At 34.4% G+C, this 17,380-nt stretch carries 13 protein-coding genes; 1 reads left to right on the top strand and 12 read right to left on the bottom strand.

Translation table 11 applies throughout. From position 1 onward, the window contains the following. Positions 1 to 13 precede the first annotated feature (13 nt). The 8 genes from BC962_RS07770 to BC962_RS07735 all read right to left on the bottom strand — a co-directional run bounded on the left by BC962_RS07770 (position 14) and on the right by BC962_RS07735 (position 12,430). Positions 14 to 1,204, bottom strand: coding sequence for an acetyl-CoA C-acyltransferase (locus BC962_RS07770; protein ID WP_121345430.1), 1,191 nt, complete (start codon positions 1,202 to 1,204; stop codon positions 14 to 16). Positions 1,205 to 1,243: 39 nt separating this feature from the next. Next, a complete protein-coding gene (locus BC962_RS07765; protein WP_121345429.1) occupies positions 1,244 to 1,591 on the bottom strand; it encodes a four helix bundle protein in 348 nt (115 codons plus the stop codon). A 49-nt stretch (positions 1,592 to 1,640) separates the two neighbouring features. Further along, the gene (locus BC962_RS07760) at positions 1,641 to 4,046 is read right to left on the bottom strand and encodes a 3-hydroxyacyl-CoA dehydrogenase/enoyl-CoA hydratase family protein (protein ID WP_121345428.1); all 2,406 of its coding nucleotides are present in this window, start codon (positions 4,044 to 4,046) and stop codon (positions 1,641 to 1,643) included. Between the two features lie 59 nt (positions 4,047 to 4,105). Further along, on the bottom strand, positions 4,106 to 4,558 hold the full coding sequence (locus BC962_RS07755; protein WP_121345427.1) for a MarR family winged helix-turn-helix transcriptional regulator: 453 nt from the start codon (positions 4,556 to 4,558) through the stop codon (positions 4,106 to 4,108). 167 nt (positions 4,559 to 4,725) lie between these two features. After that, on the bottom strand, positions 4,726 to 6,501 hold the full coding sequence (locus BC962_RS07750) for an AMP-dependent synthetase/ligase (RefSeq protein WP_121345426.1): 1,776 nt from the start codon (positions 6,499 to 6,501) through the stop codon (positions 4,726 to 4,728). 121 nt (positions 6,502 to 6,622) lie between these two features. After that, positions 6,623 to 10,288 carry a phosphoribosylformylglycinamidine synthase gene (purL, locus tag BC962_RS07745; RefSeq protein ID WP_121345425.1) on the bottom strand — a complete coding sequence of 1,222 codons (3,666 nt, stop codon included), beginning with the start codon at positions 10,286 to 10,288 and terminating at the stop codon, positions 6,623 to 6,625. Between the two features lie 140 nt (positions 10,289 to 10,428). After that, positions 10,429 to 11,208 carry an endonuclease I family protein gene (locus tag BC962_RS07740; protein WP_121345424.1) on the bottom strand — a complete coding sequence of 260 codons (780 nt, stop codon included), beginning with the start codon at positions 11,206 to 11,208 and terminating at the stop codon, positions 10,429 to 10,431. Positions 11,209 to 11,218: 10 nt separating this feature from the next. Further along, positions 11,219 to 12,430: an RsmB/NOP family class I SAM-dependent RNA methyltransferase gene (locus tag BC962_RS07735; RefSeq protein ID WP_121345423.1), complete on the bottom strand. Its 1,212-nt coding sequence runs from the start codon at positions 12,428 to 12,430 to the stop codon at positions 11,219 to 11,221. A 73-nt stretch (positions 12,431 to 12,503) separates the two neighbouring features. Between BC962_RS07735 and BC962_RS07730 the strand changes: the two genes are divergently transcribed. Then, positions 12,504 to 13,547: a WD40/YVTN/BNR-like repeat-containing protein gene (locus BC962_RS07730; RefSeq protein ID WP_121345422.1), complete on the top strand. Its 1,044-nt coding sequence runs from the start codon at positions 12,504 to 12,506 to the stop codon at positions 13,545 to 13,547. 75 nt (positions 13,548 to 13,622) lie between these two features. Here the strand turns inward: BC962_RS07730 and BC962_RS07725 are convergent, their stop codons facing one another. From BC962_RS07725 to BC962_RS07710, 4 genes are all read right to left on the bottom strand, one after another. Next, a complete protein-coding gene (locus BC962_RS07725; protein WP_121345421.1) occupies positions 13,623 to 14,075 on the bottom strand; it encodes a hypothetical protein in 453 nt (150 codons plus the stop codon). A 2-nt stretch (positions 14,076 to 14,077) separates the two neighbouring features. Continuing rightward, positions 14,078 to 14,593 (bottom strand): hypothetical protein, encoded by a 516-nt coding sequence (locus BC962_RS07720; RefSeq protein WP_147405635.1) that lies wholly within the window; start codon positions 14,591 to 14,593, stop codon positions 14,078 to 14,080. Positions 14,594 to 14,631: 38 nt separating this feature from the next. Continuing rightward, entirely contained in the window at positions 14,632 to 15,177 is a 546-nt protein-coding gene (locus tag BC962_RS07715) for an RNA polymerase sigma factor (protein WP_121345419.1), read from the bottom strand. A 371-nt stretch (positions 15,178 to 15,548) separates the two neighbouring features. Continuing rightward, positions 15,549 to 17,372, bottom strand: coding sequence for an ABC transporter ATP-binding protein (locus BC962_RS07710; protein WP_121345418.1), 1,824 nt, complete (start codon positions 17,370 to 17,372; stop codon positions 15,549 to 15,551). Positions 17,373 to 17,380 lie beyond the last annotated feature (8 nt).

Here is a 17,380-nt window from a genome sequence, read left to right as displayed (position 1 = left end):
TCAATACTCATGTCTAACTAAGGAATTCGTAAACTCCTGCTGCTCCTTGTCCTGTACCTACACACATAGTTACCATTCCATATTTATTCTTTAGATCACGTTTACGCATCTCATCGAATAATTGAACAGATAGTTTTGCACCGGTGCAGCCTAGTGGATGTCCCATAGAAATAGCTCCTCCATTAACATTCACTCTATCTGGATCTAAATCTAAAGTTCTTACTACAGCTAACGATTGTGAAGCAAAAGCTTCATTAAGTTCTATAAGTTCGAGATCTTTTTGCTGAAGTCCAGCTTGCTTTAATGCCTTGGGGATTGCAGTGATTGGGGCAACACCCATAATTCTAGGTTCAATTCCTACAGCGGTATAGCTTACTAATCTTGCAATAGGTTCAAGGTTGAATTCCTTCACCATTTCTTCACTCATGATCAATGCAAAGGCTGCACCATCACTCATCTGCGAAGAATTCCCGGCTGTTACACTACCACCATCTGCAAATACAGGTCTCAATTTTGCCAAGATTTCCTTTGAAGTATCTGCTCTTGGGCCTTCATCTTTATTTACAGTAAAAGACCTAGTTTGTTTTTTACCATTTCCATCCACATAAGTTTCATCTACAGTAATAGGTACTATTTGATCCTGAAATCTATCTTCACTTAAAGCCTTCAAAGATTTTTGATGTGAGTTAAAAGCAAATTCGTCTTGATCTTCTCTACTAACTTTATACTCGTTTGCAACTGCCTCTGCAGTAAGACCCATTCCCCAGTAATAGTCTTCGTGACCTGCTGCGGCTAACTTATAATCTGGTACTGGCTTATATCCACCCATTGGGATGTAACTCATACTTTCTGCTCCACCCGCAATAATACAATCTGCCATTCCTGCTTGGATCTTTGCAGATGCCATTGCGATAGTTTCTAATCCAGATGCACAGTATCTATTTACAGTTACTCCGGGAACTTTTACAGTATCTAATCCCATTAATGAGATCAATCTCCCAACATTTAAACCTTGTTCTGCTTCGGGCATTGCATTTCCAACAATAACATCTTCTATCCTTTCTTTATCAAAATTCGGAAGTTTTTCCATCATATACTTGATGGTCTCAGCAGCTAGCTCATCTGGTCTTTTAAAACTGAATACTCCACGAGGTGCTTTTCCTACTGCTGTTCTGTATGCTTTTACTATATATGCTGTTCTCATTTTATTAGATTTTAGATTTTAGTACTTAGTATTGAGATCTTATAAAGATTTTTGAAATCCGTAATTCATTTTTTGTATCTCAATAATATTTTCAAGTATAGGTTTTATTTTTTCTTCTGAAATTAATTCAAGTTCCATAGAAAGCATCAACTGAGTTTGCAATTCATAGGAGGAACCATTAGCAATAGATAGAAAGTGTGCAAATTCTTTTTTGGAATTTCTTCCGGCACCTTCAGCAATATTTGAAGGTATTGAAACTGCACATCTTTTTATCTGAGATATAAGTCCGAATCGTTCATCGGATGGTAATTCAGCACAAATCTTATAAACTGTTTTTGTCAACTCCATTGATTTTCTCCAGATTTTCAATTCTTCAATTTTGTGCATTTTCTTTAAAATTACTCGCTACTCACTACTCACTTCTCATTACTCAATTCTAATTTCTAAGCGGCTTTCCTTTTTTGATCATATGTTCTAAACGCTCTAAAGTCTTTCTCTCTCCCGTAAGTGAAAGGAATGCCTCACGTTCCAGATCTAATAAGTATTGCTCGCTTACATAGTTGGCAGCAGAAAGATCCCCTCCAGCCATTACATAGGCCAATTTATTAGCGATCTTCTTATCATGCTCACTTATATATTTTCCAGCGTACATTTGGTCTGTACCTACGTAGAAAGTTCCCAAAGCTTGTTTCCCTAGAACTTTAATATCTGTTCTTTGTATTGGTTGGGTATATCCATTATCTGCCATTAACAATGCATGTTTCTTAGCAATTGCTAATTGTCTGTCTGGATTTACTACTACTATATCTTTACCTTTCTGAAGGATATTAGTATCAAATGCTTCATATGCAGAAGTAGATACTTTAGCCATTGCGATAGTTAAGAAATGCTCTCTTAATCTATTCAACTCTACATCATCTTTATGAAAAGTATCAGAAGCTCTTAAGGTCATTTCCTTAGAACCACCACCACCAGGTAGTACTCCAACACCAAATTCCACTAATCCAATATAAGTTTCTGCTGCAGCAACTACTTTATCTGCATGCAGAGAAAGCTCACATCCTCCACCCAAGGTCATTGCATGAGGAGCTGCTACGGTTGGAATAGAAGAATATCTCATTCTCATCATAGTATCTTGGAAATATTTAATAGCCATATTAAGCTCGTCATATTCCTGTTCCACCGCCATCATAAAAATCATCCCGATGTTTGCTCCCACAGAGAAATTTGCTCCATTATTAGCAACTACCAAACCTTGATAATCTTTTTCAGCAATATCTAAAGCTCTATTTAAGCCATCTAGAACATCGCCTCCAATAGAATTCATTTTACTTCTAAATTCTACATTTAAAATTCCATCACCAAGATCTTCAACTACAACCCCAGTATTTTTAAATACTTCTTTAGACTCTCTAATATTATCGAGAATAATAAAAGCATCTTGTCCTGGCACTTTTACTTGTTCTTTCTTCGGAATGTCATAATAATAAGTGTTTCCCTCTTTAATGGTGTAGAAACTCTTGCTACCAGATTCCAACATTTCTGTAACCCAAGCAGCCGGTTCTTCACCTTCTGCCTTCATCATCTCTATTCCTTTTTCAACTCCAACTGCATCCCAGATTTGAAATGGTCCATGTTCCCAACCGAATCCTGCTTTCATAGCATCATCGATTTTGTAAAGTTCGTCTGTGATCTCTGGAATTCTATTAGAAACATATGCAAAAAGCGCAGAAAGATTTTTACGATAAAACTCTCCTGCTTTATCTTTTCCACCAACCAATACTTTAAACCTATCTACTACATTATCTATAGATTTGGTAAGTTCTAAAGTTGCGAAATTTGCTTTTTTAGCAGACCTATATTCCAGTGTCTTAAGGTCTAACGACTGAATTTCACTTGAACCATCTTCATTTTTAATTTTCTTGTAAAAACCTTGTCCACTTTTACTTCCTAACCATTTTTTCTCCATCATCGAGTCGATGAAATTTGGTAGGGCAAAAAGATCATGTTTTTCATCACTAGGAACTCCCTGATGAAGTCCGTTTGCAACATGTACCAAGGTGTCTAATCCAACTACATCTACAGTTCTAAAAGTGGCAGATTTTGGTCTTCCTATAACCGGACCGGTTAATTTATCTACTTCTTCTATGGTCATTCCTAACTCATCTACCATATGGAAGAGACTCATAATACTGAAGATACCAACTCGGTTTCCTATAAAAGCTGCAGTATCTTTAGCAACTACAGATTTTTTTCCAAGGAATTTCTCTCCATATTCATTCATGAAATCCAGAACTTCTTTTGAAGTTTCTGGTCCAGGAATGATCTCGAACAATCTTAAATAACGAGCTGGATTAAAAAAGTGAGTTCCGCAGAAGTGTTTCTGGAAATCTTCACTTCTTCCTTCACTCATTAATTTAATTGGAATACCTGAAGTATTCGAAGATATTAGAGTGCCTTTTTTACGGTGACTATCTAATTGTTCAAAAACCTTCTTCTTAATATCAAGTCTTTCAACAACAACTTCTATGATCCAATCTACTTCTGAAACTTTTGCAATATCATCTTCTAGATTTCCGGTACGAATTCTACTTGCAAAAGATTGACTATAAATAGGGGAGGGCTTAGATTTTAAGGAGGCTTGTAAAGAATCGTTTACAAGTCTATTTCTAACTACTTTATCTTCTAAAGTTAAACCTTTACTTTTTTCTTTATCTGTAAGTTCACGAGGAACTATATCTAATAGCAATACTTCTACGCCAATATTTGCGAAATGACATGCAATCCCGCTTCCCATAATACCGGAACCTACGATTGCAACTTTGTTAATTCTTCTTTTCATATGTAAATTTTAAATAGAAACTGTTTCTGGCAAAGCCTGAAATTTATTTTCTGTTATATTTATTTTAAACTTATCTCTTGATTATAGATCTTCTTATTTGAAATTAGACCCGTTATGGAATTAGCTACTCGAATAAAGGTTTTAAGATCTTCTTCACTTACATTTTCCTTTACCGCCTCGTCGAATTTTAAAACTACCCCTTTGGAGAACTCTCTCATTTCTTTACCAAAATCTGTAAGATGTAACAAAACACTTCTTCCATCGTTTGGATTTTTTTTCCGGAGGATTAATCCTTTTTCTTCCATCGATTTTAATATTCGGGATAAACTGGTAGCTTCCATTCCCATTTTTGGACCTAGTGAGGTAGATGGGGTTCCTTTTTCGGGATCTATACTTAAAAGGGCAAAACCTGTAGCCATAGTGCTTCCGGCTTTACCGGCTTCTTCGTTATACATTTTGGAGACAGCCATCCAGGTTGCCCGTAATACATAATCGATAGTTTTTTCCTTCATGGTTATTTTAGAATGAACCCAAAGTTAAGAAAATTTATTATGCGCGCATAATAAATTGGAGAAATATTTCAACTATCTAATAAACAACCTAAATTTACTCTTTATACATAAAAAAACTCCCCAAAAGAGGAGAGTTTAACAATAACTTAATGATATAGGTGATAATTCTATCTTCCGTAGATGGAATTGTAAAGATCCATATATCTTTCTTTAATATTTCTTCTTTTTAATTTCATAGTAGGGGTAAGTTGATCATTCTCTATACTCCATACTTCTGGAGTAAGTTCAAACTTCTTGATCTTCTCCCAACTACCAAATTTTTCATTATAAAAATCTACTTCTTCCTGAATTCTTGCAATCACATCTGAATTTTTAACGATATCCTCATTGGTATTACCAATATCTAGATTTTTACGATGTGCCCATTCCTCAATAAATTCAAAGTTAGGTTGGATTAATGCTGCAGGCATTTTTTCTCCCTCCCCAATAACCATTATCTGCTCTATAAAACGAGATTGTTTCATAGTATTTTCGATTATCTGAGGAGCTACGTATTTCCCTCCAGATGTTTTAAACATCTCTTTCTTTCTATCTGTGATCTTTAAGAAACGCTCAGCATCAATTTCTCCAATATCTCCAGTATGAAACCAGCCATTAGCATCTATTGCCTCATCTGTTTTTTCTTTGTCATTAAAATAACCCATCATCAAATTAGGTCCCTTTGTAAGGATCTCCCCATCTTCAGCGATCATTACTTCAACATTATCTATCACTCTACCAACAGTACCAATTTTGAAGCCACCATTGCGAACATCGTTTACTGCTACCACAGGAGAAGTTTCTGTTAATCCGTAACCTTCCATTACCGGGATCTCTGCTGCTGCGAAAACTCTAGTTAACCTAGGCTGTAATGCTGCACTTCCAGATACAATTAGTTCGATGTTTCCTCCAAGACCTTCTTTCCATTTAGAAAATATTAATTTTCTTGCAAGACTAAGTCGTGTTTCATACCACCAACCATTTGCACCATAAGGTTCATATTGTAAACCTAATTCTACGGCCCAATAAAATAATTTTTGTTTGATCCCACCTAATGCGGTTCCTTTTGCAATGATCTTATCGTATACTTTCTCAAGTAGTCTTGGTACTGCCGTGATTACATGTGGTTGTACTTCTTTTAAATTATCACTAATCTTTTCTATAGATTCTGCGAAATAAATGGAAACACTATAATATTGATATAAATAGGAGATCATTCTTTCAAAAATATGACAGATAGGTAGAAAGCTTAATCCTACATATTTACCGGTTTCAAAAGGTACTCTAGGTGCGCTATTTAACACATCACTTACAATATTCTTATGAGAAAGCATAACTCCTTTTGGTCTTCCCGTAGTTCCAGAAGTATAAATTAAAGTAGCCAGATCTTCTTCTGTTACAGCATCTTTTAATGCGTCCACTTCTTTCTGATTGCTTTCGTCTTTACCTAATTCAACTATTTCGTTCCAGTTTTTACAAGTATCTATTTTATCAAAACTAAATACTTCCTTTATCTGGGTGTTATGTTTAATTGCATTTACCTTATCAAGAACTTCTTGATCTGAAACGAAACAATAAGTTGCGCCACTATGATTTAATACATATTCATAATCTTCTTGAGAGATGGTAGGATAAACAGGCACGTTTTGAGCTCCTAATTGAAGGATACCAATATCCATCACATTCCACTCTGTTCTGTTGCTAGAGGAAATGAGGGCTATTTTATCATTAGGCTTTACACCTAAGCGCAGTAAACCTCTACTAACGGCATTTGCTTTATCTAAATATTGCTGTGTGCTTAGAGCTTCCCATTTGCCATTATATTTAGTAACTAATGCTTTCTCTAAGGGGTGATTTTCCAATTGAAAGTAAGGAAAATCAAAAAGACGTTTAATTTCGGTCATGTTATTGGATAAGATATTCCTTGCAAAATAGCAAAATTGCTTGCTATATCAAATGAATACCAAAAAAAAAGAAGGGAAATTTTATCTTCCCTTCTTAAATATATATAATATAATGAATTTACTATTTCTTCTTCAACCAGTTATGAGCATTCACAAATCCTTCTAACCAAGGAGTTACTTCATCTTTTCGGTCTTTTGGGTAGTACGCCCAGTTCCAAGAAAAAGTAGAACGTTCTAAATGTGGCATCATTACTAAATGTCTTCCCGTAGCATCGGTTAACATAGCGGTGTTAAAATGTGAGCCATTTGGGTTTGCTGGATATTCCTCGTATCCGTATTTTCCAACTATGCTATATTTACTTTCCTCATAAGGGAAGCTAAACTTTCCTTCTCCGTGAGCAGACCATATTCCTAATTTGCTTCCAGCCAAGCTAGAAAGCATAACAGAATTGTTCTCCTGAATTTCTACGGAAGTAAAATTACATTCAAATTTATGAGACCTGTTATGAAGCATTTTTGGTTTTTGTTCATGATCTGGATTTATAAGTCCTAATTCTATGAATAATTGGCAACCATTACATACTCCTAGCGATAATGTATCATCTCTTTTAAAGAAATTATCTAAGGCAGCTTTGGCTTTTTCATTATATAAAAATGCTCCTGCCCAACCTTTAGCGCTTCCTAATACATCTGAATTTGAGAAGCCACCAACTGCAGCTATAAATTGAATTTCTTCCAAATTCTCACGTCCCGAGATAAGATCTGTCATATGCACATCTTTTACATCGAATCCTGCAAGATGCATAGCACGAGCCATTTCTCGTTCACTGTTAGAACCTTTTTCGCGAATGATCGCTGCTTTAATTCTAGGTTGTCCTTCAGAAATCACAGGAAGTTTCCCTGTAAAATTCTCAGGAAATTTAAATTCTAAGGGTTGATTCTTATAATTATTAAAACGTCGTGTTGCATGATCTGTCCCGCTTTGTTTCTTGTCTAGCATAAATGAAGTACTATACCAAACATCTCTATAGGTAGGAATGTCAAAATCAAATGAATCGGTTCCATTAACTACTGAAACTATATCTCCTTCAATAGGTTCTCCAATTTTATGGAATTCAATATTATTTTCATTTAAAGCAGCTTCAACTGAAGCATCTTTCGCTTGAAAGACAATTCCGCAGTTCTCATTAAAAAGAAGTTTTACGGAATCTTTCTCATTTAGAGAGGAAAGATCCAATTTAGCACTTCTGTTAACTTCAGAAAAACACATTTCTAATAAAGTGGTTATTAACCCACCAGAAGCCACATCGTGACCTGCGATAATTTTTTCTTCAGAAATTAATTTTTGAAGCGTATTAAAAGTGGTAACAAAGTTTTCTGAGTTTAAAATAGTTGGAGCTTCTGTACCTATTTTATTCTGAGTCTGAGCAAAAGAACTTCCACCAAGTTTAAAAGTGTCTTGAGAAATATTGACATAATAAATAGGGCCTTCTGGCTGTAATACCGGTTCTACAACTTTAGTGATATCCTTACAATGTCCTGCTGCAGAAATTATAACTGTTCCCGGAGAGATCACCTCGCTACCATCTTCGTTATATTTTTGCTTCATAGATAGAGAATCCTTTCCTGTTGGAACATTGATGCCTAATTCTATAGCAAAATCTGAAACTCCTTGAACAGCTTCATACAATCTCGCATCTTCACCTTCATTATTACAAGGCCACATCCAGTTTGCAGATAAGGAAACAGATTTTAAGCCTTTTTCTAAAGGTGCCCAAATAAGATTTGTTAAAGACTCTGCAATAGAATTTCTGGAACCTGCCACAGGATCTATCAAAGCCGAAATAGGGGAGTGCCCAATAGAAGTAGCAATTCCTTCTTTTCCTTTATAATCTAGCGCCATTACCCCACAGTTATTAAGTGGTAATTGCAATGCTCCTGCAGTTTGCTGTTTTGCAACTCTCCCGGTAACACATCTATCTACTTTATTTGTTAACCAATCTTTACAAGCCACAGCCTCTAACTGAAGCACCTGCTCTAAATAATTATATATTTTATCTTGAGAATAACTTAATTCCTCATAATTTCTAAGAACAGTTTTATCTGTCATGATCGTTTTTGGAGAACTCCCAAACATATCTTCCATTTTAAGATCCATAGGTTTTTCTCCAGTGGTCTTACTTTTAAAAATAAAATTATGATCTTCGGTTACCTCTCCAACGTCATACATTGGAGCTCTTTCTCGTTCAGAAACACGTTTTAAGACATCCATATCTTTTTCAGGAATAATTAGACCCATTCGCTCCTGAGATTCATTCCCAATAATTTCTTTTGCAGAAAGAGTAGGATCTCCTACAGGTAATTTATCCAGATCTATATTTCCACCTGTTTCCTCTACCAATTCACTCAAACAATTAAGGTGTCCACCTGCACCGTGATCATGGATAGAAACTATAGGATTTGTTTCACTTTCTACCATTCCTCTAATGGCATTGGCAGCACGTTTTTGCATTTCTGGATTGGCACGTTGTACAGCATTTAGTTCTATCCCACTGCTAAACTCTCCGGTATCTGCTGAAGAAACTGCAGCTCCACCCATTCCAATTCGGTAATTGTCTCCACCTAGAACCACAATTTTGTCGCCTTTATTAGGGACATCTTTAATGGCTTGGTCTGCTTTTCCATAACCAATTCCACCGGCAAGCATAATTACTTTATCATATCCTAAAAAGCGATTATGCTCTGAATGTTCAAAAGTTAATACAGACCCAGTAATTAAAGGTTGACCAAATTTATTCCCAAAGTCTGAAGCTCCGTTGGATGCCTTAATTAGAATATCCATTGGGGTTTGATACAACCATTTACGTTCTTCTGTTGCTTTTTCCCATTCCTTGGTTTCATCTAAACGAGAATAAGAGGTCATATAAACTGCAGTTCCAGCTAATGGAAGTGATCCTTTACCACCGGCCAATCTATCTCTTATTTCTCCCCCACTTCCTGTTGCAGCACCATTAAAAGGTTCTACAGTTGTTGGGAAGTTATGGGTTTCAGCTTTTATAGAGATCACAGAATCGAAATCTGTATTCTGATAAAAATCTGGTTTATCTGGTGTTTTTGGTGCGAATTGCTCCACTCTAGGTCCTTTTACAAAGGCTACATTATCTTTATAGGCTGAAACTATATCGTTCGGATTTACTTCCGAAGTCTTTCGTATCATTTTGAAAAGAGAAAAAGGTTTCTCCTTACCATCAATCACAAATGTTCCATTAAATATTTTATGACGGCAATGTTCTGAATTCACTTGAGAGAATCCGAAAACTTCAGAATCTGTTAAAGGTCTTTCCAGTTTAACAGATAAATTTTTTAAATAGTTTACTTCTTCCTCATTAAGAGCCAGGCCTTCCTGTTTATTAAAAGCCTGAACATCATTAATCTCTAAAACAGGTTGTGGTTTGGTGTTCACTGTATAGATCTCTTGGTCTAAGCCGTCAAATTTTTGAGAAAGCATAGGGTCGAAATCATGAAAGTGAGAATCTACTTTTAAAAACTCTTCAATTCTAATAATTCCAGGGATCCCCATAGTTTGGGTGATCTCTACGGCATTGGTACTCCATGGAGAAACCATTGCGGCTCGGGGACCAACAAAAAAATCTGCCAGTGCAGATTTGTTAAGTAGTTGAGCGTCGCCAAAAATCCAGTCTAATTTTGAAATGTTTTGAGCAGATAAGGAAGAGTGCGTTTGCACAGCATAAACCTTTGAGGTTTGCGTTCCGAAGAATAGGATCATTCTAAGTTTTTTTGTGTGTTGATGTTAGCACAAAAATAACTTTTTTAGAGAGAAATATTAGCCTAAAACTAAATTATTACAAATAGCTTATTGACAAAAGCTAACATGAAAATTTAATTACAAAACCTTATCTCAAGGGTTTATTTCCAATTATTTTCTGCTTTGGGTCCACCCCAAATTAATGTGGCTAAATATGGATTATCTATAAATGGATTTCTATTTCCCTGCGCTTTAAAAATGATCTCGTTGCGTTGAATCTCAATTGGAGAGACCGGATCTTCAGCATTCCATTTTAGGAATAGATCTAGATTTCCAACAGATTCAAAGTCTTCGTTATATCTTAAATTTAAATAGAACATCATTCGGGAGACGTCTCCAACCCATTCCTCACCGGGATACCAAGAATTATTCGAGACTAATTTATAATTTCCACTTCCAGATGTAAAGGGATAGTTCCTTCTTTTAGCATTAATTTTGGTGTCTGCAGTTCTTAAATGATGAAGATCTGCTTCGGCAGTATTCTCTATAAAGGAACGAGGATAAATATGCTCTGTATTGAAGGTTTGAAATGGATGTTTATTACTGCCAGAATAAAACTCTCTTTTATCTCTACTTTCACCAGAGTAGATTAATAAAACATTTTTAGAATTAGAAGGGTCTTCATCTGTTTTATACAAATATCGATGTCTCTCATAATATTCTAAAAAGCGAGTATGTTTAGCAATTGTAGTAACAGAAAGTTCATCTTTTAAATCCTCACCTAGAAGATTAAAATCTACGTCTTCATAGTAAGAAACAAGCTCGGATGGAATATTTATAGCTTCTACATTAGTATTGGCAATTTCTAAATTCCTATTTTCAGATTTACATCCAGCAAGAATTAATAGAGAAAAAACTAAATATAACACCCTAGCTCCCATTAATTAAGTCCTAATTTTTCTGAAGAAGTGCCATGTAAAATCCATCATATCCAGATTCTGAGGATAATAATTTTTTATCTTTTATCAATTTGAAATCTTTCCCATTTTCACTAGCAAGAAATTTTTCTACTTGCTCTTGATTTTCTGAAGGTAAAATAGAACAGGTTGCATACACTAATTTCCCGCCATCTTTTACAATTCTAGAATACGTGTTTAAGATTTCGGCTTGCGTGTTTTTGATTTTTTCAATAAACTCTGGTTGAAGTTTCCATTTGGCATCTGGGTTTCTGCTTAGAACTCCCAAACCACTACAAGGAGCATCAATAAGAACACGGTCTGCAGTTCCATATAGCTTTTTAATAACCTTAGTAGATTCTATCGCTCTAGGATCTATATTGTGAGCATGTGCTCTTTTTGCTCTTCTTTTAAGCTCCTTTAATTTATTTTCATAAATATCTGTCGCTATTATTTGCCCTTTATTTTCCATTAAAGCAGCGATATGAAGTGTTTTACCTCCTGCACCTGCACAAGTATCAACAACTCTCATCCCTGGCTTAACATCCAAAAATTCTGCTACTAATTGAGAATTGGCATCTTGGACTTCGAAAAACCCCTTTTTAAAGGCTTCAGTTCTAAAAACATTAGAACGTTCTTCCAATTGAAGTGCATAAGGATAGCCTTTAACAGGTTCGGCCTTTATGCCTTCGTCATTTAATACACTTCTTAAATTATCTCTTGTAGTATTTAAAGTGTTAACTCTAAGCACAACAGGAGCTTGCTCGTTTAATGCGTGAATCTCTTTCTCCCAAACTTTTTCGCCTAATTCTTTTACACCAAGTTCATCCATCCAATCTGGAACAGATTCTCGATATTTTCTAATTTTAGAAAGCTCATCAAATTTTCCTTTGATCTTTCTGCTTGGAGTTGGCTCAATTTGTTTCCAATCTGGTAGGGTTACTCCTCGTAAAGTAGCCCAAACAGCGAAAACTCTAAATAGGTTTTCTCTAGAATAAGGTTCTTTAACTTCAGCTATTTCGGTATATAGACGTTTCCAACGTACGATCTCGTAAACGGTTTCTGCAATAAAACTTCTATCACGGGAACCCCAGCGCTTATCGCGTTTTAGTGTTTTTTCGATAACTTTATCGGCATAGTTTCCTTCATTGAAGATTTCTGATAATGCATCGATGGTTGCAAAGACTAAATTTCGGTGTAAACGCATAGTATAATTTTAAGGTGGCAAAGGTACTCAATTTTGACGTCGATTATTTTATATTTGAATCAAATTCTTATAGATGAAACTATTCTACCTTATTGGCCTATTTTTAATTATTAGCTGCAATTCAAAACAGAAGAAATCCAGCCCTTCTTTTTTCACCTCTGTAGAGGTAGAAATAATTTTGGAAGACTCTATAAGTGTTAGAGCTATAGAGCTGATGGGAGAGAATCTTGCATTTGCTGCCAACAATGGTATTTATGGAATGTACAATGCTCAAGAAGATAAATGGAAAACGAATATTCAAAAATACGACAGTCTTGTTCCGGAGTTTAGGGCCGTTGCTAGTACTTCTACAGATTTCTTTATGCTAAGCGTTGCAAATCCAGCACTTTTATATAAAACTGGTGATTCTGGTAAAATGGAACTTGTGTATAAGGAAGAAAATGAAAAAGTATTTTATGATGCTATGTCTTTTTGGAATGATGAAGAAGGAATTGCAATGGGAGATCCTGTAGATAATTGTCTATCTATAATTATAACCAGAGACGGAGGGAAAACTTGGAAGAAAATTTCATGTGAGAATTTACCAGCTTCAGCAGAAGGGGAAGCAGCATTTGCGGCGAGTAATTCTAATATAGCGATCCAAGGTGATAAAACCTGGATCTTAACAGGAGGAATGAGATCTCGCGTGTTTTTCTCTGCAGATAAAGGAGCATCTTGGGAAGCATTTGATACACCAATTGTTCAGGGAGCTGCTACTCAAGGAGGTTATAGTCTGGATTTTTATGATGAGAGTAATGGTTTCATTATAGGTGGAGATTACACAAAGCCAGATGAAAATCAAGCTAATAAAGCTATTACAAAAGATGGAGGAAAAATCTGGGAATTAGTTGCAGTAGGGCAGGAGCCAGGTTACAAAAGCAGTGTGAGATATGTGCCGGGAAAAAAGGGAGAAGAATTGGTTGCAGTTGGATTTACAGGAATATCTTATTCTAAGGATTCTGGGAAAAAATGGGAAAATTTATCTTCTGAGGGATTTTATACCATTCGGTTCTTGAATGATTCTACTGCCTATGCAGCTGGAAAGAATAGAATTGCAAAGTTGAATTTTAAAAAATAGTTCCAAAAAGCGAAAATCCGGATCGCGAGACCCGGAAATTCTAACTAACCAACCAAAACTTATAAAATAACTTAATTAATTTTTTCTCTGCTCTTTAGCTTTTCGTTCTCTATATTCTTTTAATAATTTCTTATTAAAATCTGATTCCAGCTTATGGAGTTTTATAATTTCTTTAGAAGAAATTATCTTTTTAAGATCAGTGAAAAGTGATTTTTTAATTTGATATTCTTCATTCTCAATTTCCTGATATTCCATTAACATTTTCTCAGCTTCTTTTTCAGACAGAGATTCAATATCATTAAGCTCTTCATGTTCCCGTCTATGTAAATCCATTTTCTGGCATTCATACTTGTTGTAGATAGGCCAAAATTTCTGAGCTAATTCTGGAGTCATGCTCATTTCCTGTGTAATAAAGGCAACTTTCATCGCTTTTATACGCTCCCTATGTTGTTCTCTGTCTTTATTATCTTGAGCCTGAAGACCAAAAAAGGAAATAAACAATATTAATATTAGTGTTACTTTTTTCATATTTACTCTATAATTAAACCTGAATCTTCTACATTTTCATTCAAATATTCAAATACTGCTTGCTCACTTAAACTATAGGAATTAAAATCATCCATTATTAATCCCTCTTCGTAGATAAGGTTGGAAATATCATTGTAATTCAAATCCATATCCTCTTCATCTATATACTGCTCTATTGCTGCATAATCTAAATTATTTAAATCTGAGGTTTGTGTAGATTTTAATAAACCTGTACTAAATACTATTAACAATATAGCAGCAATTGCAGAAGCATAGTAAAGCTGTTTATTAGAGAATAAATTTATTAATCTACCCCTTTTACTATTAATATTTAACTTAGCCTGAATAGTATCTTCGAAAGTATCAAAATAGTCTGTAGGAACCTGAAATCCAGATTTGTTCTCTTTTCTTTCAAGCGAAGAAATTTCTAGTTTTTCAAATAAATTTACTTCAAAATCCTCCATATAATTATCGGGGACCTTAAAGCCAGAATCGTTTTTATATTTTTCTAAATTCATTTTCATGTAATATTTAGACTCTAATTATATAGCAAGGTTTAATCCGTTTTTAAAAATTCTTCGATCTTTTTTACCGCAATGTGATAAGAAGCCTTAAGAGCGCCTTCGCTGGTTCCTAAAATATCGGCGATCTCTCTATACTTTAATTCCTGAAAATATTTCATATTAAAGACTAATTGCTGCTTTTCGGGTAGCATTGCTATGGCTTTTTGAAGTTTAAGCTGGATCTGATCTCCTTCAAAATATACATCACTCTCTAAATTGTCTATTAAACTTTGTTGAAGCTCTTCAGAATTTAAATGAACTCTCTTGGACTTATTATTTAAAAATGTAAGAGATTCATTAGTCGCAATTCGGTACATCCAAGAATAGAGTTGACTATCCCCTTTGAAACTTTGAATATTCTTAAAGATCTTTATAAAAGTATTTTGAAGGATATCATCTGTATCATCATGATCCTTAACAATATTTCTGATATGCCAATACAAACGTTGCTTATATAACGTAACTAACTCCCCAAACGCCTTTTTAAGAGAGTTGGGATCTTGTAACCTTTTTAATAATATTTCTTCCTCTAATTTCAAATATTAAAATTATTTAATAATAATGTTTTGTATTTAAACATGCTTTTCGGGCTTAAAGACTAAGAATTTGTAGGAATTTTGTAGGAATAAAAGTTAAAATTAACGATTAAATACATTATTTTTGGTTTAAATACATTTTTTATTTGGAGAAGCCAATTAATCTTATATCTTTGAAGTGTTAATATTTTGTAATCTTTTTTTGCCCCAAAGGTTATTAATTGAATTAAACCTACGTTTTCATTTCCCCAAGATGAAAACTATTTCAAAAAAAAGGATGAACCTACTTCATCCTTTTTTTTATTTGTAAAAGTAAATATTAGCCATTTATATCAAACTTTCTAGACGCTTCTTCCTATTTTAATAAACGTAGTTTATTCAAAAGATTGCATTTCCACTAACTTTCTATAGGTGCCATTTTTTAATAGTAATTCACTGTGTTTTCCTTGTTCTACGATCTCTCCTTTTTGCATTACAACTATAAGATCCGAATTTTGGATTGTGGAAAGTCTATGTGCAATTACAATAGAAGTTCTATTGCGCATCATGTTCTCTAATGCTATTTGAACTAATTTTTCACTCTCCGTATCTAAAGCCGATGTTGCTTCATCTAAGATCATAATTGGTGGATTTTTTAGAACTGCACGTGCAATAGATAGACGTTGTTTTTGTCCTCCACTAAGCTTGTTCCCACTATCTCCAATATTTGTATCCAATACTTTTGGAAGGTCTTTCACGAATTCCCAAGCATTAGCGATTTTTAATGCTTCAATTATCTCTTCTTCTGTAGCATTTGTCTTTCCTAAAGCTACATTATCCCTAATAGAATCATTAAATAAAATGGAATCCTGAGTAACCAATCCCATTAGATCTCTTAAGGATCTCTTTGTGATATCACGAATATCTACTCCATCTACCTTGATGCTTCCAGAGTTCACATCATAAAAACGGGTGACAAGGTTTGCTATAGTAGATTTACCGCTACCAGATTGCCCTACAAGGGCTACGGTGCTACCTTTTGGGACGTTCAAACTAAAATTCTTTAAGACAAGTTCGTCTTCGTATTTAAAATCTATATTTTCAATTTGAACATTAGAATTAAAATCTGTAGCGATCACAGCATTCTTGGCATCAACAATAGTAGATGGTGTTTCCAGCACATCAATAATTCTTTCAGCTGCGGCATTTCCTTTTTTTACAGAATAGGTAGCTTTCGAGATCTGCTTTGCAGGTGTTAAAATATTATATGCTAAACCTAGGAATGCTATAAAAGCAGCCGGATTTAAACTTTTTTCAATTAACACCATATTTCCTCCAAACCAAAGAATAATTACAATTACGAATATTCCAAGAAATTCACTGGTTGGTGAGGCTAGGTTTTGCCTATTTATCAGACTATTCAATATTGAATTCAGTCTATTAGTGGAGCCTTCAAATTTCTCCTGAAATTTATCTTCAGCATTAAAACCTTTCACAATTTTTAAGCTAGATAAAGTTTCTTCAACAATAGATAAGAAATTCCCATTCTCTTCCTGAGCTTTTAAAGACTGACTTTTTAATTTTTTTCCGATCAGGGAAATTATAAATCCAGATATAGGAAGAAAAATAAATACGAAAATGGTAAGTTTTGCACTTATCATTAACATAGCAATTATAGTGAAGATAATAGTAAGTGGTTCTCTAACTATAAGTTCTAAAATGGATAGAAAAGAAGTTTGTACTTCATTAACATCTGCAGTGATCCTAGATATAGTATCTCCTTTTTTCTTTTCTGAAAAATAAGAGATTGGTAGGTGAAGGATCTTATTGTATAATGCATTTCTTACATCCCGAAGTACTCCATTTCTTAAAAAAGTGATGAAAAATGCAGCTAGATAGCCAAAGAGATTTTTCAAGAAGAACAATAAAACAACAATTCCGCAGATAAATATTAATGCGGAAACTTCATCTTCAATTACTTTTTGAGTAACATGATAATTAAAGTAGTCTACTATAAAGTCTTTAGCGCTAGATAAGCCTTCATAATCTGGTTTTATTGCAACTCTTTTACTTTTATCAAAAAGTATATCTATAACAGGAATTAATGCTATAAAAGAAAGCGTACTAAAAAGTGCATAAAAGATATTACATACTATATTTAAAACTGCGAACTGCTTATAGGGCTTCGCATACTCAAGAATTTTTCTAAAATAGGTCATTCGTTAAT

The sequence above is a fragment of the Gillisia mitskevichiae genome (assembly GCF_003634585.1).
Classification (GTDB): Bacteria; Bacteroidota; Bacteroidia; order Flavobacteriales; family Flavobacteriaceae; genus Gillisia; species Gillisia mitskevichiae.
This window is presented reverse-complemented; position numbering and strand designations above follow the sequence as displayed.